We start from the raw sequence: 26660 nt of genomic DNA, 5'->3' as shown, positions 1-26660 counted from the left end.
CGCGATCAAAGCCCCCGCGGCGTCACCCCGGCATGGCTCCGCCCAAGTGGGGGCTCTGCCCCCGCCCGCCTGCGGCGGCCTCCCCCGGGATATTTCTGCCTAAAAGAAAGCCCGGAGGCGGCACCTCCGGGCTTCTTCTCTTTTCAAATACGCAAGGCTGCCGGTGCCGCGGGCGCAGCGCCGGGCCGGGGCGTCACTGCTCGGGCACGAGGATCTCGCGCTTGCCGACGTGGTTGGCGGCAGAGACGACACCCTCGTCCTCCATCTGCTCCACCAGGCGCGCGGCCTTGTTGTAGCCGATGCCGAGCTTGCGCTGGATGTAGGAGGTCGAGCACTTGCGGTCCTTGATCACGATGGCAACCGCCTGGTCGTAGAGCGCATCCTCGCCGTCGGTGTTGCCACCGGTGTTCAAGCCGAGCACCGCGTCGATGGTCTCGGCCTTTTCCTCGTCCGGCCCCTGCACCACGCCGTTGACGTATTCCGGCGGGCCGAAGGCCTTGAGGTGGTTCACCACCTCCTCGACCTCTTCATCGCTCACGAAGGGACCGTGGCAGCGGGTGATCTTGGCACCGCCGGCCATGTAGAGCATGTCGCCCATGCCGAGAAGCTGCTCCGCGCCCATCTCGCCGAGGATGGTGCGGCTGTCGATCTTCGAGGTCACCTGGAAGGAGATCCGGGTGGGGAAGTTGGCCTTGATGGTGCCGGTGATCACGTCCACCGAGGGGCGCTGCGTGGCCATGATCAGGTGGATGCCGGAGGCACGGGCCATCTGTGCGAGGCGCTGGATGCAGGCCTCGATCTCCTTGCCCGCGACCATCATCAGGTCGGCCATCTCGTCGACGATGACGACGATATAGGGCATCTTGCGCGGCTCGAACTCCTCGGTCTCGAACACCGGCTCGCCGGTCTCGTCGTCGAAGCCGGTCTGGACGGTGCGCTTGAACATCTCGCCCTTCTTCAGCGCCTCGGCGACGCGGCCGTTGTAGCCGTCGATGTTGCGCACACCCATCTTCGACATCTTGCGGTAGCGGTCCTCCATCTCGCCCACGACCCACTTGAGGGCCACGACGGCCTTCTTGGGGTCGGTCACCACGGGGCTCAGCAGGTGCGGGATGCCGTCGTAGACGCTGAGTTCCAGCATCTTCGGGTCGATCATCACCAGCCGCAGGTCCTCGGGGGTGAGCTTGTAGAGCAGCGACAGGATCATCGTGTTGATTGCCACCGACTTGCCCGAGCCGGTGGTGCCGGCGATCAGCAGGTGCGGCATCTTGGCGAGGTTGGCCACGACCGGATCGCCGCCGATGTCCTTGCCGAGCGCCAGCGGCAGGCGCTGGGTGCCGTTGTCGTAGTCGCGGCTCGAGAGGATCTCGCGGAAGGACACCATCTCGCGCTTGTCGTTGGGCAGTTCGATGCCGATCACCGAGCGGCCCGGCACGGTCGAGACACGGGCGGAGAGCGCGGACATCGAGCGGGCGATATCGTCGGCGAGGCCGATGACGCGGCTGGCCTTGAGGCCCGGCGCGGGTTCGAGTTCGTACATGGTGACCACCGGGCCGGGGCGGACCGAGACGATCTCGCCCTTCACGCCGTAGTCGTCGAGCACCGATTCCAGCATCCGCGCGTTCTCTTCCAGCGCCTCGTCCGAAAGCACGTGGCGCTCGATGTTCTCGGCGCTGGCCAGCAGGTGCAGCGGCGGCAGCTCGTAGTCGATGGCGTTCTCGGCGAAATGCAGCGCCGGCTGCGCCTCGGCCTGGGCGCGGCGCGAGGGTTGCATCACCTTCGGCTCGGATTTCTGCACCACCTTGCGGGGCTGGGCGACGGGGATCGCCGGACGCTGTGCCGTCTCTTCCGACCAGCTCTGGACATCGTAGCCATCATCCTCGTCGTCCGCTTCATAGCCGACGTCCGCCGCGCCGTAGCCTTCGTCGAAGCCGTCTTCATAGGTGTCATCGTCGACTTCATCCTCGGCGTAGGACGCTTCGGCGTACTCCGCGTCGACATGGTCGGCCGCCGCGTAGGCTTGCACCGCGTGATCGTCCCGCGCCAGGTCCCGGCGCGCCGGTGCAGGCTGGGCATGGAAGCTCTCTGGGGCCTCGTCGCCGTAGTCGTCGAAGTCGCGGTAGTCGTCGTAACCCTGCATGTCGGCGCGCGGATCGGCCTCATAGGGATCCTCGGCATGGGTGAAGGGCGCGGGGCCAGAGGTCCGCGCATAACCCGGCTGCGCAGCGACATGTTCCGGCGCCGGCGGCACGGACCGCGTGCCGGGCACCGCGCCGCGCGAGGCGGTCAGCGGCGGCTCGGCCGGCAGCGCCTGCGCCGCCTGGGCCGCGGTAAGCGGCGGCTCGGCGCGCAGCAGCTGCGTCGGTTTGTAGATCAGCGGTGCCGGACCACGGCCACGGCCCTTGGTCAGCGGCTTGCTGGGGTCCTCGGTGCGGCTGGCACCGCCGAAGGACGGCATCGCGGGGCGTTTGCGGCTCTTCACCGCGTGGAGGATCTTGGCGCGGATGCGGTCCTCGCCGTTGTCGGGTTCGATCGGCAAGAGCTCGACCTCGTCGTCATAGGGTTCGGGTTCGGGTTCAGCGCGGCGGGTGATCCGGGCCAGCAGGCCCGGCTTCTTCGCCGGTTCGGGCGCGGGGCGCGGGGCGGGAGCCTGTACGGCGGGTGCGGCGGGCTGCTGCCAGGCCTGCATCTGCGCGTAGGCGTAGGCGTCATCCTCATCGAGCAGCTCAGGCTCTTCGGGTTCCAGTTCCAGCGGCGGCGGCGCGGCGCGGCGCACGCGAGAGACCTGGCGCTGCGCCTGGACGGGAGGCTCGGGGTCATAGTCGTCGGGGTCGTAATCGTTGACCGCCTCGGTGTCGCCGTAGCGGGTGGCCGCCCAGGCCTCGGCCTCGGCGGCCTCCTCGGCCCGGCGCGCACGGCGGTCGGAATGCGCGGCCTGCGCCTTGTGAGCCGCCGCCATGGCGCCGCCGGCACCGCGCCCCAGGACGTTCAGCAGCGAGGCGTAGGACATGATCAACCCGACCAGCAGGAAGCGCGCGATGTTCTGAAGTTCGGGCTTGGTGAAGCCAAGCACGAAGGCGCCAAGCGCCAGAAGCCCGCCGCCCAGCAACACGGTCAGCAGCTTCAGGCCGAAGCCCGCGCTCAGTGGCAGGATGCCGAGGGCCGTGCCCATCATCATGTCGCCGAACAGCCCGCCAAGGCCGAAGCTGTGGGTCCATTCCGGCCCGGTGGTGAGCCCCGCCGCATAGACCGAGGCCAAGGCGATCCAGATCGGGGCGAAGACGACGCGCGAGAGCGCCCGCTCGTCGCCGCGGTGCAGGGCAAAGCGCACGCCCCAGACCAGCAGCACCAGCGCGAGACCCCAGCTGCCGAGGCCGACGATCATGAACAGGGGTGCGGCGATCGAGGCCCCGAGCCGGCCGAGCCAGTTCTGCACCGGCGCATCGGTGGCCGAGAGCCAGGACGGATCGTCCGGCGTGTAGGAGCCGATCATCGCCGCCGCCATGAGGCCGAGGAAAATCAGGGCGATGCCGCCCAGCTCCCTGCCCCGCTTCTCGATCGCGGCCTGCATGTTGCTGTCGAAGAGCGGGTCACGCCCCTTCACCTGATATGCCATCGCTCGCCTCGTCGTTTTTTCTTATTGCCCGTACAGGCAGTCCCGGATCCGGGTCAGCCCGCGCTCGGTTTCCTCGCGGGAGGCCACCAGAGCCACGCGCAGGTAGCCCTTCCCCGGATTTCCCGCCTCGGTGTCACGCGACAGATACGCGCCCGGCAGCACCCGCACGCCGGTTTCCTTCCAGAGTTTCAGCGCCGCTTCCTCGCCGTCCTGCACGGGCAGCCACAGGAAGAAGCCTGCCCGCGGCGGCATGTAGCCCGGCACGTTGCCGAAGATGCGATCCGCCAGCTCGAACTTCTCGAGATAGTGCGCGCGGTTCTCCACCACATGCGCCTCGTCGGCCCAGACCCGCTCGGACACGCGCTGCACCGGCAGCGGCAGCGGCGCGCCGGCAAAGGAGCGGTGCTGCTTGATCCGGCGCAGGCTTTCCGGCCCGCCCGCCACGAAGCCCGAGCGCAGGCCCGGCAGGTTCGAACGCTTGGACAGCGAGTGGAAGATCACCACCCGCTCGGGATCTGCGCCCATCTCGGTCGCCACCTGAAGCGCGCCCACCGGAGCCTCGCCGCGGTAAATCTCGGAGTAGCATTCATCCGCGAGGATCTGGAAATCGTGCTTTTCGCCAAGCGCGATCAGCGTCTCCCAATAGGCACGGTCGGCGACGGCACCCTGCGGGTTGGCGGGCGAACAGAGGTAGACCAGCGCGGTGCGCGCCAGCAGGTCCTCGGGCAGGCCCGCGATGTCGGGCAGATGGCCCGTCGCGTCCGTCGCATTCACGTAGACCGGCTCGGCCCCGACCGACAGTGCCGAGACCGCGTAGACCTGGTAGAATGGGTTGGGCATCAGCACCGCGGGCTGCTGGCCGTTCTTGGTCTCGGGGCAGAGCGCCATGCCGGCGTTGTAAAGTCCTTCGCGGGTGCCGTTCACCGTGGTCACCTGCGTTTCGGGATCCACGGTCACGCCGTAGCGGCGGGCGATCCAGGCAGCGATATTGGCGCGCAGTTCCGGCGTGCCCTCGTTGGGCGGGTATTTGCCGAACTCCTGGACAGACTCGGCCAGCACCTCGCCGACAAAGGCCGGGAAGGCGTGCTTGGGCTCGCCGATGGTCATGTGGATGACCTCGCCGCCGGGCTCGAAGGAATCGAGCAACGCCCGCAGGCGCGGGAACGCGTAAGCCGGAAGGTTCGAGAACCGTTCGGGGAACATGCCAATACTGCCTCTGTAAGTCGGGATCGTAAGCGCCCCGTTTTGCCAAGAAGATACGCAAGGCAACGGGCTTCGTCTACCGCAACTCCACGCTCTGCGGGGGTCGTGGCAGGAATGTCGCAACCTGTCAAAATTTTCGCCATTAGGCGGGGTCGCCGGGAATTCTAATGTCACCCCGGCGACTTAGAGAGGCCCTTTCGCCGCGGAACGTCCGCGCCAGAAGGGGCGAATCACGCCCCTCCCCGTCCGAAGACGCGCGCTGCCCGAGCCGGCGACCGGCCCGCAACAGCTCAGGCGAAATAGTCGCGCAGCATCCGGGTATAGATCGCCTTCAACTGGCCGATCTGCGCCACCTCGACGTTCTCATCGACCTGATGCAGCGTCTTGCCGACCAGGCCGAACTCGACCACCGGGCAATGGTGCCGCACGAAGCGCGCATCCGACGTGCCGCCGGTGGTCGACAGTTCAGGCGTGCGCCCGGTCTCGGCTTTGACCGCGGTCGCGACAAGGTCGGACAGCAGACCCGGCGGGGTCAGGAAGGCCTCGCCCGAAATCTTGAACACCAGCTCGGTGCGGGTGCCAAATTCGGCGTCCACCTTTGCGGTCTCGGCGCGCAACCAGTCCGAGAGCGAGGCCCCGGTGTGCGTGTCGTTGAACCGGATGTTGAGCGTGGCACGGGTCTGGGCGGGCACCACGTTGGTCGCCGGGTTGCCGGTGTCGATGGTCACCACGGCCAGCGTCGAGGGATCGAAGTGCTCGGTGCCCTCGTCGAGTACATGGCTCGACAGCCGGTCCATCAGCCGCGCCATGGCGGGCATCGGGTTGAGGGCACGGTGCAGATAGGCCGAGTGGCCCTGCTTGCCGGTCATGGTGAAAAAGGCGTTCATAGAGCCGCGGCGGCCGATCTTCATCATGTCGCCCATCTCGTCCGGGCAGGTCGGCTCGCCGACGATGCAGATCGACATGCGCTCGCCCTCCGCCTCCATGTACTCGAGCAGCGCCGTGGTGCCGTCCACCGCGTCGCCCTCCTCGTCGCCGGTGATGGTCAGCACGATGGCCCCCTCGGGGGGCGTCTCGCGCACGAAATCCACCGCCGCGGCGGCAAAGGCGGCAACGCCGGATTTCATGTCCGTCGACCCTCGCCCGTACATGAAGCCATCCTTCACCTCCGCGCCAAACGGATCGACCGTCCAGGCCGCAAGATCACCGACCGGCACCACGTCGGTATGGCCATTGAACCCGAAACTCTTGGCGTGACCCTTCCCGCCCCAACGGGCGAAGAGGTTCGCCACCCCGCCCCGGTCGACGCGCGTGCAGGCAAAGCCCGCCCCATCCAAAAGGCCCTGGAGCAACACCAGCGCACCCCCCTCCTCGGGTGTCACCGAGGGACAGCGGATCAGATCGGCTGTCAGCTGGACGGGATCGGTGGGCTGAATGGTCATGGGCGCGTCTCCGGCAATGGTTTGCCCTTGGCTACAGCGCCGGGCGCGCACGTGCAAATGTGATGAAAAGGGCGCAAGGCGCGGGCACGCGGCCACCGGCGGCTGACGCGCCGGCAGGCGCGGTGCTACCCTTGCGAAAAACGAGCAGGACCCCCCGACATGAGCTGGATCGCGATCGCCTCCGAGGAGACGCGCTGGATCGACACTCAGGCTTTTGCCGAGGCGCTGGAGTTGCCCGGACGGCTGCTGACCCGCGGCACCTTGCTGATCGAGACCCGGATCGACCCCCGCGCCGAGCCGAAAACGCTCCTCGCCTACGAACGCGGCTTTCCGCTGTCCGCGAGCCTGACGCTTCAGGTGCTTCCCGACGGGAACATCATCCTCGCCGCCAGCCGCGGCGGCGAGATTTTCCACACGGTGATCGCCCACCCCGAGGACGGACGCCCCGAGACACTGCGCCTGAGCCTGAGCTGGGATGCGGACCGAACCTGGGCGCGGCTCGCGGTCGAGCGCCCCGACACCGACGGCAGCCAGCTGCGCGAGGTGCAGGCACTGCCGCCGCCTTTCTACGAGGACGTCAAGGCGGTCATCCTGCATCCGCAACTGCGCCACACCGCGCCCGACCTTCTGTTCTTCGCGGTCTCGGACGAGATCGAGCCGGTCGGACCGCTGCCCACCCTCTCGGGCACCATCCCCATCGACACGGCGCAGGGACCGCGCCGCCTTGACCGGCTCGGCAGCGGGGCCGAGGTGCGGATCCGAGGAGGCAAGACCTTGCCGGTGCTTCAGACCGTCGCCCGCACCCTGCCCGCCTTCGGCAGCTTCCGCCCGGTGCGCCTGCGCGCGCCCTACCTCGGGCTCACACGCGACATCCTCGTCGCCCCTCACCAGCGCCTGCTGATCTCGGGGTCCGAGGTCGAATATCTCTTCGGGCGCGAGGCGGTGCTGGTTCCGGCGCAGAGCCTGACTCACGGCTTCGCCGCCCACTTCGAACCCTGCGGTCCGCTGATCCGCTACCACCAGCTGCTGCTGCCCGCGCATGACGCGCTCTGCGCCGCCGGCCTCGCGGCCGAGAGCCTCTACATCGGGCGGCTCCGCCGCGATCCGGCGCGGCTCGGGGCCTCGGTGCTGGCCGGCACGGACCGTCGTGCCCTGCCCGAGCATCACCGCGCCGGGCATCCGCTGCTGCGGCCCTTCGAGGCGGTGACGCTGGTCGAGGCGCGCGCGGCCTGAGCGACCGCCCGGAGAGGGCTCTGCGCCCGCAGCCCGCGGCGGCTTTCCGGGATATTTCCTCCTGGAAGAAACCGCGGGCACGGCGCACGAGCGCGGCGAGAATCGCAATGACGCTGGCGGCGGCGCGTGTTACGGCTGCGGCATGAGCAAATTGCCTTCGAAAGCCGAGATCCTCGACTGGATCATGGCGCACCCGACCCAGACCGCGAAACGTGACATCGCCAAGGCCTTTGGCATCAAGGGCGCTGCGCGGATCGACCTCAAGCGCATCCTCAAGGAGCTCGAGGCCGAGGGGCATCTGGAGAAGCGTCACAAGACCTACCGCGACCCGGACCGGCTGCCGCCGGTGTCGGTGCTGCAGGTCAAGGCGCCGGATGAGAACGGCGATCTTTTCGCGCAGCCGCTCGAATGGCATGGCGAGGGTGTCGAGCCGATCGTGCTGCTGGTGCTGCGCGCCTCGGACCCGGCGCTCGGCGAGGGTGACCGCATCCTTGCCAAGCTGCAGGTGGTGCACGAGGCGGACCACAATTACGAGGCGCGGCTGATCCGCAAGATCGGTGTCAGCCCGCGCAAGATCGTCGGCATCTTCCGCAAGGGCCCCGAGGGCGGGCGCATCGTGCCGATCGACAAGGGCGCCGACAAGGAATGGCTGGTGGCCCCCGACGCCATCGGTGGCGCCAAGGACGGCGAGCTGGTCGAGGCCGAGCAGGCCGGGCCGCGCGCCTCGCGCATGGGGCTGCCGAAGGCGCGCATCGTGATGCGGCTCGGCGATCCCTCGGAGCCGAAGGCGGTCTCGCTGATCGCCATCCACCAGCACGGCATCCCCGACGACTTCCCGCCCAAGGTGCTGGAAGAAGCCGACCGGATGAAGCCCGCGGGGCTCAAGGGCCGCGAGGACCTGCGCGAGCTGCCGCTGGTGACCATCGACCCCTCGGACGCGCGCGACCATGACGACGCCTGCTTCGCCGAGCCCGATACCGATCCGAAGAACCCCGGCGGCCACGTGATCTGGGTCGCCATCGCCGACGTGGCGCATTACGTGCTGCCGGGCTCGCAGCTTGACCGCGAGGCCAAGAAGCGCGGCAACTCGAGCTATTTCCCCGACCGCGTCGTGCCGATGCTGCCGGACCGGCTGTCGGGCGATCTGTGTTCGCTGCACGAGGGCGTGCCGCGCGCCTGTATCGTGGTGCGCATGGTGATCGATTCCGAGGGCAACAAGCGCACGCACCATTTCGTCCGCGGGCTGATGCGCTCGCCCGCCTCGCTGAACTACGCCGAGGTGCAGCAGGCGATGGATGGCCAACCCAACGACAAGACCGGGCCGCTTCTGGATGACGTGATCCGCCCGCTCTACGATGCCTACTACGCCCTGCGCGCCGCGCGCGAGCGGCGCCAGCCGCTGGACCTGGAACTGCCCGAGCGCAGGATCGTGCTGGCCGAGGACGGCACCGTCAGCTCGGTGAACTTCGTCGAGCGGCTGGATGCGCACAAGCTGATCGAGGAATTCATGATCCTCGCCAACGTCGCCGCCGCCGAGACGCTGATCGCCAAGCGCACCCCGCTGCTCTTCCGGGTGCACGAGGAGCCGCCCCCCGAGAAGCTCGACGCGCTGCGCGAGACGGCGCTGGCCTCGGGACTGAGCCTTGCCAAGGGGCAGGTGCTGAAGACCTCGCATCTCAACAAGCTGCTGCATGATGCGGCGGGGCGCGAGGATGCCGAGCTCATCAACCTCGCCACGCTGCGTTCGATGACGCAGGCCTACTACAACCCCGAGAACTTCGGGCACTTCGGCCTGGCGCTGCGCAACTACGCGCATTTCACCTCGCCGATCCGGCGCTACTCGGACCTCATCGTGCACCGCGGGCTGATCAAGGCGCACGGCTGGGGCGACGACGGGCTGAGCCAGGAGGACATCGAGCGGCTGCAGCAGACCGCCGAGCACATCTCGGACACCGAGCGGCGCTCGATGATGGCCGAGCGCGACACCACCGACCGCTATCTCGCGGCCTACCTGTCGGAGCGCGTCGGCGCGGAATTCGGCGGGCGGATCAGCGGCATCGCCAAGTTCGGGGTCTTCGTGAAGCTCGACGAGAGTGGCGCCGACGGGCTGGTGCCGATCCGCAACCTCGGCAACGAGTTTTTCCACTTCGACCGCGACGCGGGCACGCTGATGGGCGCCGACACCGGCACGCTGATCACGCTCGGCCAGCGCGTGCGGGTGAAGCTGGTGGACGTCACGCCGGTGACCGGCGGCATCGGGCTGGAGCTGCTGGAGCTTGCCGGCGAGGCGGTCGAGGCACCGCGCCACCGCAAGCCCGCGGGCTATGGGCGTTTCAAGAAGACGCCCGGCGGCCCGAAGGGCAAGGGACCCAAGGGCAAAGGGCCCGCACGCCGCAAGGACGTGCAGGCCCGGGCCAAGGACGCCAAGACCGCCCGCAAGGTCAGCCGGACACGTAAGACAGAGCGTTGAGCGGCGCGTAAAGCGTCGCGCGTCCGCGCGCGACGTAATCCATCAGCGGCTGCCGCGCGCGCAGCGCCCGGCGCAGCGCGGTGTCGCCGGGTAGCCGGTCGATCATGCTGAGGACCGGCAGCGCCGAGGCATCCGCCGCCGAAGGCTGCGCGCCGAACAGCCACGGCCCCTCGCCCAGCACCGCGATCAGCGCGTCCATGTCCATCTCGGCCAGCGCGCAGCGGTCTTCTTCCGAGTAGCGCGCGACTCCGTGCCAGGTCATGCCCTGGCGCTGCCCCTCCTGCACCTTGGCCTCGAGCCCGTCGGGCATGCCCTTGAACACATGCGGGAAGAACTGCGGCCAGACGCGGGCGTCGAGCCAGCGGTCATGCGCCACCTGCCAGCGCAGGCTCTCTTCCACCATGCGCATCACCGAATGGGCCATGCCGCGCGCGGCGGCATCGAAACCGGGGAAGAAGTCGGCCCCCTGCGCCTCGAGCCACTGCTGGATGAGCGCGCTGTCGGGCACCACGCCCTGGGACGTCTCGAGCACCGGCAACTTGCCATAGGGGCCCTCGGGCATGGGCACGAAGCGCGGCTGCCAGTCGAGGCCGGACATTTCCAGCAGGATCATTGCCTTGACGCAGAATGGGCTGTTCGAGGGCTCGCCGAGGGCGGGCGGAAAGGAAATCAGGGTCAACATGGGAAGGGTCCTTTGGGGACTGGGGAAAAGGAAGCGCCGGCCCCTCGGACCCTAGCCGCGGCTCTTGCCGGAAACTGTCAGCAGGGTGCAGGATGATCGTGCCATGTCCCGTACCGAACGCCTCTTCCAGCTCATGCAGGCGATGCGCCGCCTGCCCTCGCCCGTCACGGCCGCCACGCTGGCGCAGGAGACGGGGGTGTCCGAACGCACGCTCTACCGCGACATCGGCTCGCTGCGCGGGCTCGGCGCGGTGATCGACGGCGAGGCGGGCTACGGCTTCACCCTGATCGAGGATCCGCACCTGCCGCCGCTGTCCTTCGACGAGGACGAGCTCGAGGCGCTGGTGCTGGGGCTGCGCGAGGTCGAGGCGCTGGCCGATCCCGCGCTGGCGCATGCGGCGCGCAACGCGCTGGCCAAGCTCCGCGCCCGCCTGCCCGAGCGGCAGGCCCACCAGCTGCGCCACGCGGTGCTGACCGCGCACCGCTTCTCGCCCCCTGCCCCGCCGACCATCGACGCGGCGCTGCTGCGCTGCGCCTGCCGCGAGGAACGGCACATCCGGTTTGACTACCGCGACGCGCAGGGGGCAGCGACGCAGCGCGAGGTGAAGCCTTTGTCGCTGCTGTTGCTCGACAATTCGCATTGCCTGATCGCATGGTGCCTGCTGCGCGACGACTACCGCACCTTCCGGCTCGACCGGATGGCCGGGATGGAGGTGCTCGAGCTGTCGTTCCGGCCCGAGCGCGTGCCGCTGCTGCGCGGCTTCATGGACCGCATGCAGGCCGAGCGGGGCAACTGCGCGATCCGGCTCTGAGGCGCATTCCCGTCCGCGGTCTCTTGCCGACGGGGCAAAAAGTGATCGCCGCCCCTCCTTCGCAAATCGTCCTGCGCAAGGTAGCCTTTCGGACAATAAGAACACGAGCAGTAAGGGGACCCCAGATGAAACGGAGCCTTTCCGGCCTCGCGCTGTGCCTGATGGCCACGCAGGTGCAGGCCGAGCGCATAGACGACTTTACCGCCCCGGTGATCTCGGCACGCCCGGCGGTGCGGCCGATGGCTTTTGCCGCCGCGCAACCGGCGCAGGTGGTCAAGGTCGTGCCGTCGAGCGAGGTGCAGCGGGAGTTCGCCCGCTGGCTCGTCGGGTTCCGCGCCCGCGCCGGTGCCGAGGGGATCAGCGAGCGCACGCTGGATGCTGCGCTGCGCAACGTGACACTGGACGCCGATGCGCTGCACAAGATCAACAACCAGGCCGAGTTCACCAAGACGCTCTGGGCCTACCTCGGCTCGGCGGTCTCGGACACGCGCATCGAGAACGGCCGCGCGGCGCTGGCCGCCAATGACCAGCTCCTGCGCCAGATCGAGGCGCGCTACGGCGTCGAGCGGCAGGTTGTCCTGGCGATCTGGGGCATGGAAAGCGCCTATGGCACCCACCGCGGCACGCATCCGGTGATCCCGGCGCTGGCGACGCTGGCCTATGGCTCGCGGCGCGGCAAGTTCTTCGAGGGGCAGCTGATCGACGCGCTGCGCATCGTGCAGGACGGCGACACCACCGCAGAAAAGATGACCGGCAGCTGGGCCGGGGCGATGGGCCACACGCAGTTCATCCCCTCGTCCTACCGCGCGCTGGCGGTGGACTGGACCGGCGACGGCAAGCGCGACATCTGGTCGGACAACCCCGCGGATGCGCTGGCCTCGACGGCGCATTACCTGGCCGAGAACGGCTGGATCCACGGCCAGCCCTGGGGAGTCGAGGTGCAGCTGCCACGCGGCTTCGACTACGAACTGGCGGGCAGCTCCAATCGCATGCCCTCGGACTGGGCGAAGCTGGGCGTGGTCGCCATGGATGGCCGCCCGGTGCAGGACTTCGGCTCGGCCAGGCTGCTGCTGCCGGCGGGCTACAAGGGCGCGGCCTTCCTGACCTTCAAGAACTTCAAGGTGATCTCGCGCTACAACGCCGCCGATGCCTATGTGATCGGGGTCGGGCATCTGGCTGACCGGATCATGGGCGGCGCGCCGATCCGCTCGAACTGGCCCGACGACGAGCGCGCGTTGACGAGCGACGAGCGCAAGGAGCTTCAGGTGCGGCTCAAGCAGGCGGGCTTCGATCCGTCCGGCGCCGACGGGCGCATCGGGCCGAACACGATCAAGGCGCTGCGCGACTACCAGCGCGCGGTGGGCGTCGTGCCGGACGGCTACGCCTCGCTCGAGGTGCTTCACCGCCTGCGGTAACTCAGCGGCAGCCCGCGCCGCAGCTTTTTTCCAGCGCCTTCACCTGACGGGCGCTGGGGCTCGGCCAGCGGTTGGCATTGCAGGGGTCGGCGATCAGCACCAGACGATCGCCCTCGCGCTTCAGCAGCGCCGCCATCGGGCCGGTCTCGGCCGCGCCGCACCATGGCCCGTAGCAGGAGACGCGCAGGGTGATGCGCCGATCGAAGGGCCGCTTGAATCCCCCCTTCCCCAGCGTCCAGCCCCAGAAGCGCGCAGGCACCTCGCCCGAACTGCGCGGCACCTGGCCGGTCTCGAGCATGCCGTTCACCGCGACCCACTCGGTCTGCTCGGCCTCGGCGGCGCGCACGTCGCGGGCGACATCCGGCGGCAGGCATTTCAGCGCGAAGGCCGGACGGGCAACACCAAGCAACAGAACAAGAAACAGAAACGCGGTACGGATCACAGCTTCTCCCGGAAGGCGGCAATGACCTGCTCGTAGACCGGGCGCTTGAAGGGCACGATCTGGCCCAGCACCTCGTCGGCGGGCAGCCAGCACCATTCCGAGAACTCCGGGTGCTCGGTCTGGATGTTCACCTGCGCGTCCTCGCCGTGGAAGCGCAGCAGGTACCATTTCTGCTCCTGCCCCTTGTAGCGGCCCTTCCAGATGCGCGGCACGATGTCATGCGGCAGGTCGTAGGACAGCCAGCCGTCGGTCTCGGCCTCGACGGTGACCAGCGCGGGGCTGACGCCGATCTCTTCCTCGAGCTCGCGCAGGGCGGCCTCCTGCGGCGCCTCGCCCTTGTCGATCCCGCCCTGCGGCATCTGCCAGGCGGGCACCTCGCTGTCGAGCCTCTGGCCGACGAAGACATGTCCGGCGGCGTTGACGAGCATCACACCGACGTTGCGGCGATAGGGCAGCGCGGCGATCTCTTCGGGGGTCATGGTCTTCATCAGCAGGCTCCTGGATTGTGGCCGCACGCTAGCGCCGGTGCGGGCGTTTTGGAAGGGCAGCCAGGCGCGCGGGCCTTCCATGGAAAAAGGCGCGCCCCGTGGGACGCGCCTTTCTTCAGTTATCCCGACCGGCGGTCTTACTTGTCGGCGGCCTGCGCCTGCTGCATCAGCGCCTGCTCGTCGCCGAGCACGCTGAGGCCCTTGAGGATGTCGATCGCATAGGCCAGCTGGTAGTCGTCCTGGCGCAGCTTGGCGGCATCCTCGGCCTTGGCCCGGTCTTCCTCGATCTGGCGGATCTCGTCCTCGGTCAGGCTGTCGTTGTCCAGAGCGCCGCGCAGGTCGGCCTCGGAGCGGCCGAAGCCGGGCACGGCGTTCTCTTCGTTCTCCGGCTCGGGCGGACGCTGCTCAACAACGATGTCGGGCGAGACGCCGAGCGCCTGGATCGAGCGGCCCGAGGGCGTGTAGTAGCGCGCGGTGGTCAGGCGCATCGCACCATCGCCCCGCAGCGGCATGACCGTCTGGACCGAGCCCTTGCCGAAGCTCTTGGTGCCGACAACCACGGCGCGGCGGTGATCCTTCAGCGCGCCGGCGACGATCTCGGAGGCCGAGGCGGAGCCGCCATTGATCAGCACGACGATCGGCTTGCCATTGGACAGGTCGCCCGCCGTGGCGTTGTAGCGCTCGCCGTCCGAGGCGTTGCGGCCACGGGTCGAGACGATCTCGCCCTTGTCGAGGAAGCCATCGGCCACCTTGATCGCCTGGGTCAGCAACCCGCCGGGGTTGTTGCGCAGGTCGAGCACGATGCCGTTGACCTTGTCCATGCCGCCCGCGGCCTCGACCTCCTTGGCCAGCCCCTCTTCGAGATTGGGGAAGGTCTGGTCGTTGAAGGTGGTCACGCGCAGCACCACGCTGTCGCCCTCGAGACGGGTCCGCACGGCGGTGAGGGTGATGGTGTCGCGGATGATCGAGATGTCGAAGGGCTCGTCCTTGCCCTCGCGCACCACGGTGATCACGATCTCGGAGCCGACCGGCCCACGCATCTTGTCCACCGCCTCGTCGAGCGAGAGTCCGAGCACCGACTCGCCATCCACATGGGTGATGAAGTCGCCGGCCTCGACCCCTGCCTCGTCGGCCGGGGTGCCATCCATCGGCGAGACGACCTTCACGAAACCGTCTTCCTGGGTGACCTCGATGCCGAGTCCCCCGAACTCGCCGCGGGTCTGCACGCGCATGTCGGCGGCATCATCGGGCGGCAGGTAGCTGGAATGCGGGTCAAGCGAGGTGAGCATGCCGTTGATCGCAGCCTCGATCAGCTTCTTGTCATCGACCTCGGTGACATATTGCGCGCGGATGCGCTCGAAAATGTCACCAAAGAGGTCAAGCTGCTCGTAGACGCTGGTGTTCTTCTCGGCTTCCTGTGCGAGCAGAGGGCCGACGAATTGCGTCGTCGCCACAACCCCTGCCACCGTGCCGCCCAGAGCGGCCATCAGAAACTTGTTCATCCTCAGATCATCCCTTGTCGCTGGCGAACCATTCTAGCGGGTCCACGGGGGCGTCGCCCTCTCTTACCTCTATATACAGGGTTTCCGTGCGTCCAGCGCCGGAACCTTCACGTGACGGTGACGCCGTGTCACTTGCTGCATCCCCCATCAAACCCACCGGCGCGCCTTCGGACAGGATCTCGCCCGTCGCGGCATAGCTCTCGTCGAGCCCGGCAAGCACGAAGAGCAGGTCCGGCTGGGGCTCGAGGATGGTCACGAGACCATAGTCGAGCAAGGGGCCGGAATAACGCACGGTGGCGGCAGTGGGTGTGGTGACGATGGCCTGCGGAAGCGTGGCGATGACGATTCCCGGCCGGGAAACCCCGGCGGCATCGCTCTCGCCCGCCGCGCGCAGCACCTGTCCACGCACCGGCAACGGCAGCGCGCCGCGCCTTGCATCGACCGGCGGCAAGGTATTGGGGGCCTCGTCCGATACGATATGCGACAGGCCCGAGGCGAAGCCCTCGAGCGTCTCGGTGGCCGCGATCAGGATCGCGGTGCGCACCGGATCCTCGGTGAAGCGCATGGGCAGGTCGGTGCGATCGGCCACCGCCTGACTCAGCTCGGTGCGCGCCTGCTGGACGCCCGAGAGACCCTCGCGAAGAGTCTGCGCCGCACTTTCCTGGAGCGTGCGCAGCTGCGCCACCTCGTCGAGGTCCGAGCGCAGATCGCGCGCCTCCTGCGCCAATGCCGGCGTCACCGCCGCCAACAGCATCCCCGCCCGTGCCGAGCCGACCGGCCCCGCCGGATGCAACAGCGCCTCGGGGGCGGCGGTGCTGCCCAGGCTCGACAGCACCCCAAGAAGCTGCGCCACCTCGCCCTCCTGTGCCGCAAGGCGGCGGCTCAGTTCGGTCTCGCGCACCGCGGCCTCACGCAGCCCGTCGCGCAGAGCTGCGAGCCCGTCCTCGTAGGCTTCGACGGTGCGGGTCAGCGCCTTGACGCGGTCGCGCGCGGTCTCGGCCTGCCCCAGCTGCACCGACGCCTCTTCGAGTGCCCGCGCGGCAGCACGGGCCGCCTCGCCCGGCGCCTGCGCCAGCGCAGGAGTTGCCATCAGGCAGAAAAGGAGCGCTGCCGCCTTCATCCGTCGATCAGGCTCGTCCCGGTCATCTCCTCGGGCTGCGGCAGGTTCATCAGCTGCAACAGCGTCGGGGCGACATCGGCGAGAATGCCGTCATGCACGGTTGCGCCCTCGGGCCCGCCGAAAAGGATCACCGGAACCGGGTTGGTGGTGTGGGCGGTGTGCGGGCCGTTGGTCGCGTCGTCCCACATGGTCTCGCAATTGCCGTGGTCGGCGATGACGATCATGGCACCGCCGACCTTCTCGAGCGCCGCGACCACCTTGCCAAGCCCATCGTCCACCGCCTCGCAGGCCTTGATCGCCGCATCGAGATCGCCCGTGTGTCCCACCATGTCGGGGTTGGCGAAATTGGTGACGATCAGGTCATAGCCCTTCTCGATCGCATCGACGAAACGCTCGGCCACCTCGGGTTCGGACATCTCGGGCTGCAGGTCGTAGGTCGCCACCTTGGGCGACTTGGGCATGAAGCGGTCCTCGCCCTCCTCCGGGGTCTCCTTGCCGCCGTTGAGGAAGAAGGTGACGTGCGGGTACTTCTCGGTCTCGGCAAGCCGGAACTGCGTCAGCCCATGCTTGGCCACCCATTCGCCCAGCGTGTTGACGATCACCCGCTTGGGATAGGCGGTGGTCATATAGGCGTTGTGCTTGTCGGAATACTCGACCATGCCGAGCAGCGCCGAGAGCTCGGGCTTGTCGCGCTCGAAGCCGTCGAAGTCCGGCGCGCCGATGGCGGCGAGAATCTCGCGCGCGCGGTCGGCGCGGAAGTTGAGGCAGAAGAAGCCATCGCCCGACTTGAGCCCCTCGTAGCCGCCCACAACGGTGGCGGCGATGAATTCGTCGGTCTTGTCCTTGGCGTAGCTCTGGCTGACGGCGGTGACCGCGTCAGGGGCGGTCTCGCCCTTGCCGTTCACCATCGCGTCATAGGCCGTCTCGACCCGCTCCCAGCGGTTGTCGCGGTCCATGGCGTAGTAGCGGCCGATGACGGTGCCAATGCTGGCACCGGCGGGCAGGCTGTCCGAAAGGTCCTTCACGAAGCCCTCGCCCGACTTCGGCGCCACGTCGCGGCCGTCGGTGATCGCGTGCAGCACCACCTCGAGCCCCTGCTCCACCAGCAGCTTCACCGCTGCCTTGATGTGGGTGATATGGCCGTGCACGCCGCCATCCGAGACGAGGCCCATCAGGTGCGCCCGCCCGCCCGCGTCCTTCACCTTGGCGGCGAAGTCCAGAATGGCCTCGTTCTTGAAGAACGACCCATCCTCGATCGCAAGGTCGATCTGGCCCAGATCCATCGCCACCACCCGGCCCGCGCCGATGTTGGTGTGACCGACTTCCGAGTTGCCCATCTGCCCGCTGGGCAGGCCCACGTCCGGCCCGAAGGTGGTCAGCGTGGCATGTGGGCAGGTGGCGTAGAGCCGGTCCATCGTCGGCGTCCTGGCCAGCGCCGGGGCGTTGTAGGCCGTCTCGTCGCGCAGCCCCCAGCCGTCGAGGATGGTCAGGACAACGGGTTTCGGAGTGGTCATGGCATGCCCTTCTGCTCGCGAGGTTGTCGCAGGTGTAGCAGGGCCGCGCGGCGATGTGGAGAGCCGCCGCGCGCCGGGCTCAGCCGAAGATCAGTTTCGGGACAAGGAGCGAGATCTGCGGCACGTAGGTGATCAGCAGCAGCACGAGGATGTTGACCACCACGAAGGGCCAGACCCCGGCGATGATCTGCGCCACCGGCTTGCCCAGCGTCGACGAGGCCACGAAGATGTCGAGCCCGAAGGGCGGCGTGATCATCCCCAGCGAGATATTGAGCGTGACGATCATGCCGAAATGCACCGGATCGATCCCCAGCGACTGCGCCACCGGGAAGAGCGGCGGTACGAGGATCAGCATCGCCGAGTTCGGGTCGATGAACATGCCCGCAATGAAGAAGCAGAGGTTGGCGACCATCAGGAAGGTGATCCAGCCCGCATCGACCGAGTCCAGCATGCCGATGATCCCGGCCGGGACCTGCGCCAGCGTCACGAAGAACGAGATCAGCCCGCCCATCGCCAGAAGCACGAAGATGATCGCCGTGTTGATGGCGCTGCGCTCGGTGATCGCGAAAAGATCCTGCCACGTCAGGCTGCGCAGGATGAAGGCCTCGACGACGATGGCATAGACCACGCTGACCGCCGCCGCCTCGGTGGGGGTGATGATCCCCGAGTAGATGCCGCCGAGGATGATCACCGGCATCCCCAGCGCCCATTTCGCCTGCCAGATGGCGCAGAGCCGCTCGGACCAGGGCATGCGCGGCTCGCGGGTCACCCCGCCCTTGCCGGCCTCGAGCCAGACGAAGAGCGCGAAGGCGAGGCCAAGCACGATGCCCACCGCCAGGCCGCCGGCGAAGAGCTGGGAAATGGAGGTGCCGGTCATCCAGCCGTAGACGATGAGGGTGATCGACGGCGGGATCAGCAGAGAGGTTTCGGCGCTGGCCACCAGCAGGCCGAGGCTGAACCTGTCCGAGTACCCGGCCCGGCGCATCTCGGGGTAGACCATCCGGCCCATCGCCGCGACCGTCGCCGGGGCCGAACCCGAGACCGCGCCGAAGGCCATGGAGCCGCCCACGACCACGTGACCGATGCCGCCGCGCGCATGGCCGACAAGCGCCTTCACCACATTGACCAGCTGCGCCGCGATCTGCCCTGCGCCCATCAGGTTCGCCGCGAAGATGAAGAAGGGGATGGCAAGCAGCGTCGTGTGGTCGATGCCACCGACGATCTTCTGCACGATCGCCGGGTCGGGCAGCCTGGCATAGAAGAGTTCCTTGTAGGCCAGCGCCGGCACACCCAGCACCAGCAGCATCTCGAAACCGGCGAGCAGCAGGCCGGCGGCGAGGAGGATGATCAGGACCAGCATCACTCGGCCTCCGCCTGCGCCGCGAAGCGGTCGATGACGCCGAAAAGACTGAGCCCGTAGCGCAGCGCCAGCAGCAGGAAGCCGATGACCGGCGCGAGGTAGATCAGCCCCATCGGCAGTCCCAGCGTCGGCGAGGTCTGCCCGGATTTCAGCACGAATTGCACCATCTGCACGCCGAGCCAGGCCACGTAGAGCGAGAACAGCAGCCCCACCGTGTCGATTAGGCGCAGCAGCCAGCGCCGCGCCCCCTCGGGGAGCCGGTCACGCAGGTTGGTGATGCCAACGTGCTTGCCGCGTTCCAGCGCGAGGCCGAGCGCGAGGAAGACGAGAAAGAGGTTCATCAACCGCACCGCCTCTTCGATCCAGGCGAAGCGGCTGGCCATGGTGCCGCCGAACTCGCGCATGACGACCGAGCCGAAGAACAGCGCCACCATGGTCAGGAAGAGCACCACGAGGATCGTGCGCTCGACCCGTCGCAGCAGGGTGAGAAATGTCATGGGCGGTCTCCGGGTCTGTCGCGGGCGGCGGCTTGCAAAGAGGCGCCCGGAGAACCGGGCGCCTTTCAGGGTCTTGGTAGATCTACGTGCGGAGCACGGGGCTTACTCGGCCGTGGCCTCTTCGTAGGCCGCCAGCAACGCCGCGCCGGCATCACCGGCCTTGGCGAGATAGGCTTCGGAGGCCGGGCCCCAGGTCAGCTCGCGCAGCTCGGCGCGCTCTTCGGGCGAGGCGACGCGGACGTTGGTGCCGGAGTCCTTGATCACCTGCAGCGCCTCTTCGACGGCGGCGGCCTTGTGCGCGGTCAGATCCGGAATGACCTCGGCAAAGGTGCCCTTGATCACGTCCTGGTACTCGGCCGGCAGGCTCTCCCAGAACATCGGGTTGAACAGCACCACGTCTTCCATCGCACCGTGATCCGAGATCACCACGTTTTCCTGCACCTCGTAGAACTTCATGTTCTTGATGGTGTCGAGCGGGTTCTCCTCGCCGTCCACGACGCCGGTCTGCAGCGAGGTGTAGAGCTCGCCGAAGGGCAGCGCGATGGCCGAGGCACCCAGCGCATTGAACTGCTCGATGAGGATCGAGCTGTCCATCACGCGGAACTTCTGGTCGGCGAAGGCGGCGAGGTTGTCGAGCGGCTTGTTCGAGGTGAACTGCTTCTTGCCGTTCGGCCAGAGCATCAGCGCCACCATGCCCTTGTCGGCGAAGGTGTCGAGCAGCGCCTGGCCGAAGGGACCGTCGCGCAGAGCCTGCGCCTTCCCGGCGTCCTCGGGCAGCAGATACGGGATGTCGAGGATCGACACGGCAGGGTTGAAACCGCCGAGGAAGGCGGCGGGGGCGACGGTGCCCTCGATGGTGCCGAGCTGGACACCCTCGTTCATCTGGCGCTGGTTGCCCAGCTGGCCCTGCGGGAAGATCTGCAGCTCGACCGCGCCCTCGGTGCGCTCCTTGACCAGCTCGGCGACCTTCTCAAGGTGCACGTGGCGGCTTTGCGCGGTGCTTTCGAGATGGCCGATCTTGGCCACGAACTCCTGCGCCGAGGCGGCTCCGGATGCGAAGGAAAGCGCAAGCGCGAGCGCGGCGCCGGCAAGACGGGTCGTGACCATGCGGGGGGTACTCCAGAATTTTGAACGCCACTAGCTATCGGCGTTGCCGGGTGCAAGTCAAAGCGAACCGCCTGACCTTAGAGCGATACTGCGATATTGGCACAAATCTTGGGCATTTCGGCAGATATCAAAACGGCCGCAGATCCTTCAACGCGGCAGTGGCCGCAAAAAAAGGCGGCCCGCCAGCATTGCTACGGGCCGCAGTGAGATGCACTCCCCTCTCAAAAAAGTGCACCTGTCTCAAACCGTTCGGCACAGTCGCATCAGCGGGGCGGATATCCGGCACCCCGGCGGCGGCGCCTTGGCCAGGTCGCTTTGCGTGGCCAGCCATTTCTCGCATTGCTCAACCAGAGCACAGCCGCGGCAAGCGGCCACCATCACCCGATAGTCCTCGGGGCGGAGGCGACCCATGTCGATCTGGTCGCTAAGATTCAGCCCCATCACGCGCGCAACGCTGCGCGCCATCCAGAAATGCCGTGCGTGATCGCCCAGCATGGCTCACACCTCGTGATCGAGTTCACCCTGCAACGTCGCGAAAACGCGGCGGTTCACACAATCTTCCGGGCAGGTCCGCGGCCCGCAAAGATCATCCGTCATCTCGGGTCTTTTGTCGAGCCAACGGTCGCAATTCTCGGCCCACAGGCAGCCGCGGCAGCGCCCCACCATCCCCGCCCAATCGTGCTGCGGCAGCACGCCGAGGCGTTGTGCCTCGGCCAGATCCAGCCCGGTTGCCCGCGCCATGCGCTGCACACGCCAGTAATGCGTGCGTTCGTCACCAAGCGGAAAGGGCCTCGGGCCGCGCAGCATGTTGGCCGAGATCATCGCCTCAGCCTCCGGAGAGCTGCCGGAAAAGGTCGGCGTTGCGGCAGTAGCTCGGCGTCGCGGCGGCAACGCCGTCACGGGTGGAGAGCCAATGTTCGCAGTCACCTGGGCGGTGGCAGCCGGTGCAGGCCAGAACCGCATCTTCGAGACCGGCAAAGCTCAGTCGGCCGCGCAGCATTTGCTCTTCAAGATCGACACCGAGCGCTCCGGCCATCTGATCGACGAGACCGGCGTGGCGCTTGAAATCCTTCGCTCCGGGCATGGCTCTTCTCCCTGTTGTGCAGCCCCTTTGGGCCTACCTCGGGTCAGAGCGTATCAGGTCCGGGCGCAGGCGCCCTTGATGCACATCAACGTCAGGCACCGCCACCGGCGCGATAGGCCTCCACGGTACGCCGGACGGTGTCGATTCGCTCGCCGTTCGGCGGGTGGGTGCCCAGGAAGCGGTTGCCCGGATCGGGCAGGCGTTCGAAGAAACGCGCGCCGCGAATCGCATCGAAGCCGCTGCGCAGGGTGATCACCGTGCCCAGCTCATCCGCTTCCAGCTCGTAGTTCTTGGTGAAGGTGCGCGCGCCGACCGAGGCGCCGAATTCCTCGGCGCTGCGCACCGAAGCCTCGTCGGCCCCGGTCATCGCGGCGATGCCGGAGAAGATGATTGCCCCGATCGCCGCATCCTCCTGGACCCGATCGAGGTGCCCGAGGATGTGATGAGAAGCCTCGTGGCCCATGACAAAGGCCAGTTCGTCGGCGTTCTGCGCCTCGCGGATCAGCGCGAGGTTGAACGCCAGAACCGGACGGCCCTGTCTGTCGCGTGTCTGGAAGGCATTTGGCGTCGAGTCCGGGCGGTCATCCACCACGATCAGGAAATCGCAGTTCGTGCCGCCACGGGTGTAGTTCCTGCACTGCCCCTCGGCCACTGGCTCGACCCTGTGGACAACCTCGGTGAACTGTTGCGCGGCGCGCGAGCCCGTCCCCGAGAACGGATCGCTGCCGCCGGTCGGCACCGAGGAGATCGGCGCCACGGTACAGGCCGAGACAAGGACGAAGAGAAGGGGCAGAAGTCGGCGCATGGGGCGGGTCGCTCCGGTTCGGGTCATGCCGTTCAGGATAGGCGGCACAGCCGGTGGGCGCCAGAGCGCTGCGCGCGGGCTGGCATCATTGTGCTTTCCGCGCGTCTCTGGCCGCGCCGTGACCATGCCGTACGTTTTGCGGATTGTGCGCCGCGGGGCGGCAGGTCTAGGCTGGGGCCATGTTCAGCATCGAGCACGAATTCGACGCCACCGTGGTCACCCTCGTCGACGAGGGCGAGCCGCATCTCCAGGAAGACGTGATTGTCTCGAGTTTCGAGGAATGCGTCACGGTCGAACAGTATGATCCCCGCACCGACAGGGTGAACAAGATCACGCTTTCGATCACCCAGATGCGTGATCTCGCCGCGGCGATCAGCCTGCCCGAAGGCGTCTACACCCGTTCGGTGGAGTGATCACTCCTCTACCCGAAAGGCCTTGTCCCGCGACGTCGCGCCGCGGACCAGCGTGAGCCTTGATTTCGGCACCCCGAGCGCCTTCGACAGCAGCTTGACCACCGCCTCGTTGGCCTTGCCGTTTTCGGGCACGGTGGTGACATAGACGCGGAGCTGACCGCCTTCCTCTCGGATTTCGTTGCGCGAGGCCTTTGGCGTGACTCGCAGCTCCAGCACCGCGCCGGGCGTCGCGAGATGGGTGAGGTCGGGCTTGGCCATGTCAGGCTCCTTTGCGCGGGTGCGGGAAGTGATAGCAGCCGGCCCGCCGGGGCGCACCTGAGTTCGGCCCTTGCCCGCGCGGGCGGAGGCAACAGCCGCAGGGATCGCAAGCGGTTGAATTCGTGCCGCCAAACGCAGACATAAGGGCGACTGACTTGAGGAGACGGCGATGCCCACCCCCAACCCGCAGGCCATGGCGTTCCTGCTCAGCCGGCGCTCGCGTCCGGCAAAGACCCTGACCGGCCCCGCGCCCGACCGCGATGCACTTCTGCCGCTGCTCACCGCCGCGGCGCGCACGCCGGATCATGGCAAGCTCGAGCCCTGGCGCTTCATCGTGCTGGAGCGCGGCGCGCTCGACCGCCTGGCGGACGCGGTGACCGCACGCGCGGCGGCGCTGAACATCGACGACGACCAGGCCGCCAAGGCGCGCGCCGCCTTCGCCGACAGCCCGCTCTGCGTCGCGGTGATCGAGGTGCAGAAGGAAAGCCCCAAGATTCCCGCCCTGGAACAGACCTATTCCGCCGGTGCCGCCTGCCTCGCGCTGCTCAACGCCGCACTGGCTTCCGGCTGGGGGGCCAACTGGCTGACCGGCTGGGCTTCGCACGACCGTACCTTTGTCTCCGAGACCCTGGGGCTGGCCGAGAACGAGCGCGTTGCCGGGTTCCTTCACATCGGCACCGAGACCTCGGCTCCACCGGATCGCCCGCGCCCGGACCTTAAGTCGATCACGACCTGGTTGGACGCATGATCCCCGCGTCCTTCCTCGCCGCCATCGCCCAAATCGGCGATCCGCGCTTCCGGTCGGTGCTGCTCAAGGGACTCGGCCTGACGGTCGGGCTCTTCGTGCTGATCTATTTCGTCTTCGTCACCGTGGTTGGCTGGCTGGTCGGCGACACCGTCACCCTGCCCTGGATCGGCGAGATCACCTGGGTCGACACGGCGATCAGCTGGGGCGCGGTGCCGCTGATGATGCTCCTCTCGGTGGTTCTGATGGTGCCCGTCGCCTCGGCGATCACCTCGTTCTTCCTCGACGACGTGGCACAGGCGGTCGAGGATCGGCATTACCCGGCGCTCGGTCCGGCCACCGAGGTGAGCTGGGGCGAGGCGCTGCGCGACACGCTGAGCTTCCTCGGCGTGATGATTGCCGCCAACCTCGTGGCGCTGGTGCTCTACATCTTCTTCGCGCCCTTCGCGCCCTTCATCTTCTGGGGGCTGAACGGCTTTCTGCTGGGACGGGAATATTTCACCCTCGCGGCGATGCGCCGGGTCGGGCGGGAAAAGGCTGCCGTGCTGCGCCGCCGCCACATGGTGACGATCTGGGTCGCGGGGGTGCTGATGGCCCTGCCGCTGTCGGTGCCGCTGGTGAACCTGCTGATCCCGATCCTCGGGGCGGCGACCTTCACCCACCTCTACCACCGGCTGCAGGGCGAACGCCCCGCAGGCTAGGCGAACGGTCTAAGCATCCGGGGCTGGCGGGGTCACTCGCCAGCCGTCACCGGCGGGCCCATCCGGTTGAACATCCAGCCGTCGATGTCCCGCACCGAGATCATCCCGCTGAAGATGATCCCCGCGAAGATGGCCCAGAGAACCACCGTGATCCCCGTGGTGATCCACGCCTTGCGCTTGAGGTTGTGCACCTCGGGGCTGCCCGCATGGGTGCCGGGCACGATCTCGCCCAGATCCCCCTGCGTCTTCAGCCGCACGGGGATCACGCAAAGGAAGGTCATGAACCAGATGACCGCGAAAAGCACGATGCCGGATGTGATTGCCATGACCGTGCCTCAGACCTGTTCCAGCTCGACCAGCGTGCCCTGGAAATCCTTCGGATGCAGGAAAAGCACCGGCTTGCCATGCGCGCCGATCTTCGGCTCGCCGCTGCCCAGCACCCGTGCACCCTGCGCCTTCAGGTGATCGCGAGCGGCGAGGATGTCGTCCACCTCGTAGCAGACGTGATGGATGCCGCCCGAGGGGTTCTTGTCCAGAAAGCCCTTGATCGGCGACTCCGTCCCGAGCGGGTAGAGCAGCTCGATCTTGGTGTTGGGCAGCTCGATGAACACCACCGTCACGCCGTGGTCCGGCTCGTCCTGCGGCGCGCCCACTTTTGCGCCCAGCGTGTCGCGGTACATCGCCGAGGCGGCCTCCAGATCGGGCACGGCAATGGCGACATGGTTGAGACGACCGATCATGACACTCTCCCTCGAATCCTCGCGTCGCCCGGTTATCGCGCGCCCGGCCCCTGCCCCGCAAGCCGGGTGCGTCCATTAACCGCCCATTAGCCACGTGGGTGCAGGATGGTCCTGCATCGACACCACCAGAGATCCCGCAGGCGCCGCCACGGCGCGGCCGGTTTCACAGGGGAAAACCACAGGAAAACGCCACAGGAACACAGCACATGACCGACAGCGAGATGACCGACAGCGACCGCAACACGCCCTATCCTCCGCGCCCCACCGCCACGCGCCCGCTGCTCGGCATGACGGTCCTGGCGGTTGAGGACAGCCGCTACGCCTGTGACGCGCTGCGGCTGATGGCCCTGCGCAGCGGCGCACGGATCCGCCGCGCCGATTGCCTGCAGGCGGCGCGCCGGCACCTGACGCTCTACCGCCCGACCATCGCGGTGATCGATCTCGGCCTGCCTGACGGCTCGGGGGCCGAGCTGGTCGCCGAGCTGGTGGCCTGCGGCCCGCGGCTGCCGGTCATCCTCGGGATCAGCGGCGATCCTTTCGCCGAGAACGTGCTGCGCGCCGCCGGCGCGGACGGCTTCCTCGAGAAGCCGCTGCAAAGCCTGCTGGAATTCCAGAACGCGATCATTGCCGCCCTGCCCGAAAGCCGTCGGCCGGGCGGAATCCGACTGGTCTCGGACGATCCGATCAACCCCGATCCACTGGCCTATCAGGATGACCTCAGCCACGCCGTGGCGCTCTTGCAGGAGGCGGACGAGCCCGCGCTCGCCGACTACCTTGCCCAGTTTCTCAGCGGACTTGCGCGCAGCGCGGGGGATGGCGCGCTCGAAGGTGCGGCGCTGGCGCTGTCTCTCGCCCGCGCCGAGCAGCGACCTACGGCGCCGGCGATCAGCGCCCTGGCCGCGCTGCTGCGGCACCGCATGGCCACCCGCCTGGCGATCTGAGCCAGCGGCACCGGAACCGGGGCCGCGCCCGCCGCGTTTGCAGGAAAATCGCCATCTGCACGCGGAGAGCT

General features: G+C 67.9%; 27 protein-coding genes. 8 read left to right on the top strand and 19 right to left on the bottom strand.

Annotated elements, in window-relative coordinates; translation table 11 throughout:
- Positions 1 to 193: 193 nt before the first annotated feature.
- The 3 genes from IQ782_RS04685 to dapE form a co-directional block, all read right to left on the bottom strand.
- Positions 194 to 3616 carry a DNA translocase FtsK gene (locus IQ782_RS04685; RefSeq protein ID WP_194133454.1) on the bottom strand — a complete coding sequence of 1141 codons (3423 nt, stop codon included), beginning with the start codon at positions 3614 to 3616 and terminating at the stop codon, positions 194 to 196.
- Between the two features lie 21 nt (positions 3617 to 3637).
- On the bottom strand, positions 3638 to 4819 hold the full coding sequence (locus IQ782_RS04680; protein ID WP_194133453.1) for an aminotransferase class I/II-fold pyridoxal phosphate-dependent enzyme: 1182 nt from the start codon (positions 4817 to 4819) through the stop codon (positions 3638 to 3640).
- Between the two features lie 290 nt (positions 4820 to 5109).
- A complete protein-coding gene (gene dapE, locus IQ782_RS04675; RefSeq protein ID WP_194133452.1) occupies positions 5110 to 6261 on the bottom strand; it encodes a succinyl-diaminopimelate desuccinylase in 1152 nt (383 codons plus the stop codon).
- Positions 6262 to 6420: 159 nt separating this feature from the next.
- Here dapE and IQ782_RS04670 point away from each other — a divergent pair, with 159 nt between their 5' ends.
- Complete coding sequence (locus IQ782_RS04670) at positions 6421 to 7494, top strand: Hint domain-containing protein (protein ID WP_194133451.1); 1074 nt, start codon at positions 6421 to 6423, stop codon at positions 7492 to 7494.
- 142 nt (positions 7495 to 7636) lie between these two features.
- The gene (gene rnr, locus IQ782_RS04665) at positions 7637 to 9964 is read left to right on the top strand and encodes a ribonuclease R (protein ID WP_194133450.1); all 2328 of its coding nucleotides are present in this window, start codon (positions 7637 to 7639) and stop codon (positions 9962 to 9964) included.
- On the opposite strand, the gene IQ782_RS04660 is transcribed toward rnr, so the two are convergent.
- On the bottom strand, positions 9936 to 10646 hold the full coding sequence (locus tag IQ782_RS04660) for a glutathione S-transferase family protein (protein ID WP_194133449.1): 711 nt from the start codon (positions 10644 to 10646) through the stop codon (positions 9936 to 9938). The genes rnr and IQ782_RS04660 overlap by 29 nt on opposite strands.
- 103 nt (positions 10647 to 10749) lie before the next feature.
- Between IQ782_RS04660 and IQ782_RS04655 the strand changes: the two genes are divergently transcribed.
- Both IQ782_RS04655 and IQ782_RS04650 read left to right on the top strand, forming a co-directional pair.
- The gene (locus IQ782_RS04655; protein WP_194133448.1) at positions 10750 to 11457 is read left to right on the top strand and encodes a helix-turn-helix transcriptional regulator; all 708 of its coding nucleotides are present in this window, start codon (positions 10750 to 10752) and stop codon (positions 11455 to 11457) included.
- Between the two features lie 125 nt (positions 11458 to 11582).
- The gene (locus IQ782_RS04650; RefSeq protein ID WP_194133447.1) at positions 11583 to 12872 is read left to right on the top strand and encodes a lytic murein transglycosylase; all 1290 of its coding nucleotides are present in this window, start codon (positions 11583 to 11585) and stop codon (positions 12870 to 12872) included.
- Position 12873: 1 nt separating this feature from the next.
- Here the strand turns inward: IQ782_RS04650 and IQ782_RS04645 are convergent, their stop codons facing one another.
- The 12 genes from IQ782_RS04645 to IQ782_RS04595 form a co-directional block, all read right to left on the bottom strand.
- Entirely contained in the window at positions 12874 to 13314 is a 441-nt protein-coding gene (locus tag IQ782_RS04645) for a hypothetical protein (RefSeq protein WP_194133446.1), read from the bottom strand.
- Entirely contained in the window at positions 13311 to 13793 is a 483-nt protein-coding gene (locus IQ782_RS04640; RefSeq protein ID WP_194133534.1) for an RNA pyrophosphohydrolase, read from the bottom strand. Before IQ782_RS04640 ends, IQ782_RS04645 begins: the two co-directional genes overlap by 4 nt.
- A gap of 146 nt (positions 13794 to 13939) precedes the next feature.
- The gene (locus IQ782_RS04635) at positions 13940 to 15304 is read right to left on the bottom strand and encodes a S41 family peptidase (RefSeq protein ID WP_194133445.1); all 1365 of its coding nucleotides are present in this window, start codon (positions 15302 to 15304) and stop codon (positions 13940 to 13942) included.
- 7 nt (positions 15305 to 15311) lie between these two features.
- Positions 15312 to 16424 (bottom strand): murein hydrolase activator EnvC family protein, encoded by a 1113-nt coding sequence (locus IQ782_RS04630; RefSeq protein WP_194133444.1) that lies wholly within the window; start codon positions 16422 to 16424, stop codon positions 15312 to 15314.
- On the bottom strand, positions 16421 to 17938 hold the full coding sequence (gene gpmI, locus IQ782_RS04625) for a 2,3-bisphosphoglycerate-independent phosphoglycerate mutase (protein WP_194133443.1): 1518 nt from the start codon (positions 17936 to 17938) through the stop codon (positions 16421 to 16423). The genes IQ782_RS04630 and gpmI overlap by 4 nt, the downstream gene beginning before the upstream one ends.
- A 79-nt stretch (positions 17939 to 18017) precedes the next feature.
- Positions 18018 to 19298: a TRAP transporter large permease gene (locus IQ782_RS04620; RefSeq protein ID WP_194133442.1), complete on the bottom strand. Its 1281-nt coding sequence runs from the start codon at positions 19296 to 19298 to the stop codon at positions 18018 to 18020.
- Entirely contained in the window at positions 19298 to 19795 is a 498-nt protein-coding gene (locus IQ782_RS04615) for a TRAP transporter small permease (RefSeq protein WP_194133441.1), read from the bottom strand. Before IQ782_RS04615 ends, IQ782_RS04620 begins: the two co-directional genes overlap by 1 nt.
- Positions 19796 to 19897: 102 nt before the next feature.
- Entirely contained in the window at positions 19898 to 20902 is a 1005-nt protein-coding gene (locus tag IQ782_RS04610) for a TRAP transporter substrate-binding protein (protein ID WP_194133440.1), read from the bottom strand.
- Between the two features lie 240 nt (positions 20903 to 21142).
- Positions 21143 to 21397: a DUF6455 family protein gene (locus IQ782_RS04605; RefSeq protein ID WP_240989087.1), complete on the bottom strand. Its 255-nt coding sequence runs from the start codon at positions 21395 to 21397 to the stop codon at positions 21143 to 21145.
- Between the two features lie 3 nt (positions 21398 to 21400).
- Complete coding sequence (locus IQ782_RS29655) at positions 21401 to 21724, bottom strand: DUF6455 family protein (RefSeq protein ID WP_240989086.1); 324 nt, start codon at positions 21722 to 21724, stop codon at positions 21401 to 21403.
- 4 nt (positions 21725 to 21728) lie between these two features.
- Entirely contained in the window at positions 21729 to 21986 is a 258-nt protein-coding gene (locus IQ782_RS04600; RefSeq protein WP_194133439.1) for a DUF6455 family protein, read from the bottom strand.
- Between the two features lie 91 nt (positions 21987 to 22077).
- Complete coding sequence (locus IQ782_RS04595; RefSeq protein ID WP_194133438.1) at positions 22078 to 22791, bottom strand: M48 family metallopeptidase; 714 nt, start codon at positions 22789 to 22791, stop codon at positions 22078 to 22080.
- A gap of 179 nt (positions 22792 to 22970) precedes the next feature.
- Here IQ782_RS04595 and IQ782_RS04590 point away from each other — a divergent pair, with 179 nt between their 5' ends.
- Entirely contained in the window at positions 22971 to 23204 is a 234-nt protein-coding gene (locus IQ782_RS04590) for a hypothetical protein (RefSeq protein ID WP_194133437.1), read from the top strand.
- Here IQ782_RS04590 and IQ782_RS04585 read toward each other — a convergent pair whose 3' ends face one another.
- Positions 23205 to 23462: a DUF167 domain-containing protein gene (locus tag IQ782_RS04585; RefSeq protein WP_194133436.1), complete on the bottom strand. Its 258-nt coding sequence runs from the start codon at positions 23460 to 23462 to the stop codon at positions 23205 to 23207.
- 169 nt (positions 23463 to 23631) lie between these two features.
- Between IQ782_RS04585 and IQ782_RS04580 the strand changes: the two genes are divergently transcribed.
- Together IQ782_RS04580 and IQ782_RS04575 are read left to right on the top strand one after the other, a co-directional pair.
- Positions 23632 to 24210, top strand: a complete 579-nt coding sequence (locus IQ782_RS04580) for a nitroreductase family protein (RefSeq protein WP_194133435.1) — start codon at positions 23632 to 23634, stop codon at positions 24208 to 24210.
- Entirely contained in the window at positions 24207 to 24908 is a 702-nt protein-coding gene (locus IQ782_RS04575; RefSeq protein WP_194133434.1) for an EI24 domain-containing protein, read from the top strand. Before IQ782_RS04580 ends, IQ782_RS04575 begins: the two co-directional genes overlap by 4 nt.
- A gap of 32 nt (positions 24909 to 24940) precedes the next feature.
- Here IQ782_RS04575 and IQ782_RS04570 read toward each other — a convergent pair whose 3' ends face one another.
- Complete coding sequence (locus IQ782_RS04570; RefSeq protein WP_194133433.1) at positions 24941 to 25234, bottom strand: DUF1467 family protein; 294 nt, start codon at positions 25232 to 25234, stop codon at positions 24941 to 24943.
- A 9-nt stretch (positions 25235 to 25243) separates the two neighbouring features.
- Entirely contained in the window at positions 25244 to 25648 is a 405-nt protein-coding gene (gene mce, locus IQ782_RS04565) for a methylmalonyl-CoA epimerase (protein ID WP_194133432.1), read from the bottom strand.
- Between the two features lie 206 nt (positions 25649 to 25854).
- On the opposite strand from mce, the gene IQ782_RS04560 reads away from it, so the two are divergent.
- Entirely contained in the window at positions 25855 to 26589 is a 735-nt protein-coding gene (locus tag IQ782_RS04560; RefSeq protein WP_240989085.1) for a response regulator, read from the top strand.
- Positions 26590 to 26660: the final 71 nt, after the last annotated feature.

This window comes from Salipiger mangrovisoli (assembly GCF_015223355.1).
Classification (GTDB): Bacteria; Pseudomonadota; Alphaproteobacteria; order Rhodobacterales; family Rhodobacteraceae; genus Salipiger; species Salipiger mangrovisoli.
Note: the sequence above shows the minus strand (reverse complement) of the source record. Positions and strands in the feature narration are given on the sequence as shown.

Coding starts and splice junctions, on each gene's coding strand:
- IQ782_RS04685 (WP_194133454.1), bottom strand. CDS start 3,616: ATGGCATATCAGGTGAAGGGGCGTGACCCGCTCTTCGACAGCAACATG.
- IQ782_RS04680 (WP_194133453.1), bottom strand. CDS start 4,819: ATGTTCCCCGAACGGTTCTCGAACCTTCCGGCTTACGCGTTCCCGCGC.
- dapE (WP_194133452.1), bottom strand. CDS start 6,261: ATGACCATTCAGCCCACCGATCCCGTCCAGCTGACAGCCGATCTGATC.
- IQ782_RS04670 (WP_194133451.1), top strand. CDS start 6,421: ATGAGCTGGATCGCGATCGCCTCCGAGGAGACGCGCTGGATCGACACT.
- rnr (WP_194133450.1), top strand. CDS start 7,637: ATGAGCAAATTGCCTTCGAAAGCCGAGATCCTCGACTGGATCATGGCG.
- IQ782_RS04660 (WP_194133449.1), bottom strand. CDS start 10,646: ATGTTGACCCTGATTTCCTTTCCGCCCGCCCTCGGCGAGCCCTCGAAC.
- IQ782_RS04655 (WP_194133448.1), top strand. CDS start 10,750: ATGTCCCGTACCGAACGCCTCTTCCAGCTCATGCAGGCGATGCGCCGC.
- IQ782_RS04650 (WP_194133447.1), top strand. CDS start 11,583: ATGAAACGGAGCCTTTCCGGCCTCGCGCTGTGCCTGATGGCCACGCAG.
- IQ782_RS04640 (WP_194133534.1), bottom strand. CDS start 13,793: ATGACCCCCGAAGAGATCGCCGCGCTGCCCTATCGCCGCAACGTCGGT.
- IQ782_RS04635 (WP_194133445.1), bottom strand. CDS start 15,304: ATGAACAAGTTTCTGATGGCCGCTCTGGGCGGCACGGTGGCAGGGGTT.
- IQ782_RS04630 (WP_194133444.1), bottom strand. CDS start 16,424: ATGAAGGCGGCAGCGCTCCTTTTCTGCCTGATGGCAACTCCTGCGCTG.
- gpmI (WP_194133443.1), bottom strand. CDS start 17,938: ATGACCACTCCGAAACCCGTTGTCCTGACCATCCTCGACGGCTGGGGG.
- IQ782_RS04620 (WP_194133442.1), bottom strand. CDS start 19,298: ATGCTGGTCCTGATCATCCTCCTCGCCGCCGGCCTGCTGCTCGCCGGT.
- IQ782_RS04615 (WP_194133441.1), bottom strand. CDS start 19,795: ATGACATTTCTCACCCTGCTGCGACGGGTCGAGCGCACGATCCTCGTG.
- IQ782_RS04610 (WP_194133440.1), bottom strand. CDS start 20,902: ATGGTCACGACCCGTCTTGCCGGCGCCGCGCTCGCGCTTGCGCTTTCC.
- IQ782_RS04605 (WP_240989087.1), bottom strand. CDS start 21,397: ATGCTGGGCGATCACGCACGGCATTTCTGGATGGCGCGCAGCGTTGCG.
- IQ782_RS29655 (WP_240989086.1), bottom strand. CDS start 21,724: ATGATCTCGGCCAACATGCTGCGCGGCCCGAGGCCCTTTCCGCTTGGT.
- IQ782_RS04600 (WP_194133439.1), bottom strand. CDS start 21,986: ATGCCCGGAGCGAAGGATTTCAAGCGCCACGCCGGTCTCGTCGATCAG.
- IQ782_RS04595 (WP_194133438.1), bottom strand. CDS start 22,791: ATGCGCCGACTTCTGCCCCTTCTCTTCGTCCTTGTCTCGGCCTGTACC.
- IQ782_RS04590 (WP_194133437.1), top strand. CDS start 22,971: ATGTTCAGCATCGAGCACGAATTCGACGCCACCGTGGTCACCCTCGTC.
- IQ782_RS04585 (WP_194133436.1), bottom strand. CDS start 23,462: ATGGCCAAGCCCGACCTCACCCATCTCGCGACGCCCGGCGCGGTGCTG.
- IQ782_RS04580 (WP_194133435.1), top strand. CDS start 23,632: ATGCCCACCCCCAACCCGCAGGCCATGGCGTTCCTGCTCAGCCGGCGC.
- IQ782_RS04575 (WP_194133434.1), top strand. CDS start 24,207: ATGATCCCCGCGTCCTTCCTCGCCGCCATCGCCCAAATCGGCGATCCG.
- IQ782_RS04570 (WP_194133433.1), bottom strand. CDS start 25,234: ATGGCAATCACATCCGGCATCGTGCTTTTCGCGGTCATCTGGTTCATG.
- mce (WP_194133432.1), bottom strand. CDS start 25,648: ATGATCGGTCGTCTCAACCATGTCGCCATTGCCGTGCCCGATCTGGAG.
- IQ782_RS04560 (WP_240989085.1), top strand. CDS start 25,855: ATGACCGACAGCGAGATGACCGACAGCGACCGCAACACGCCCTATCCT.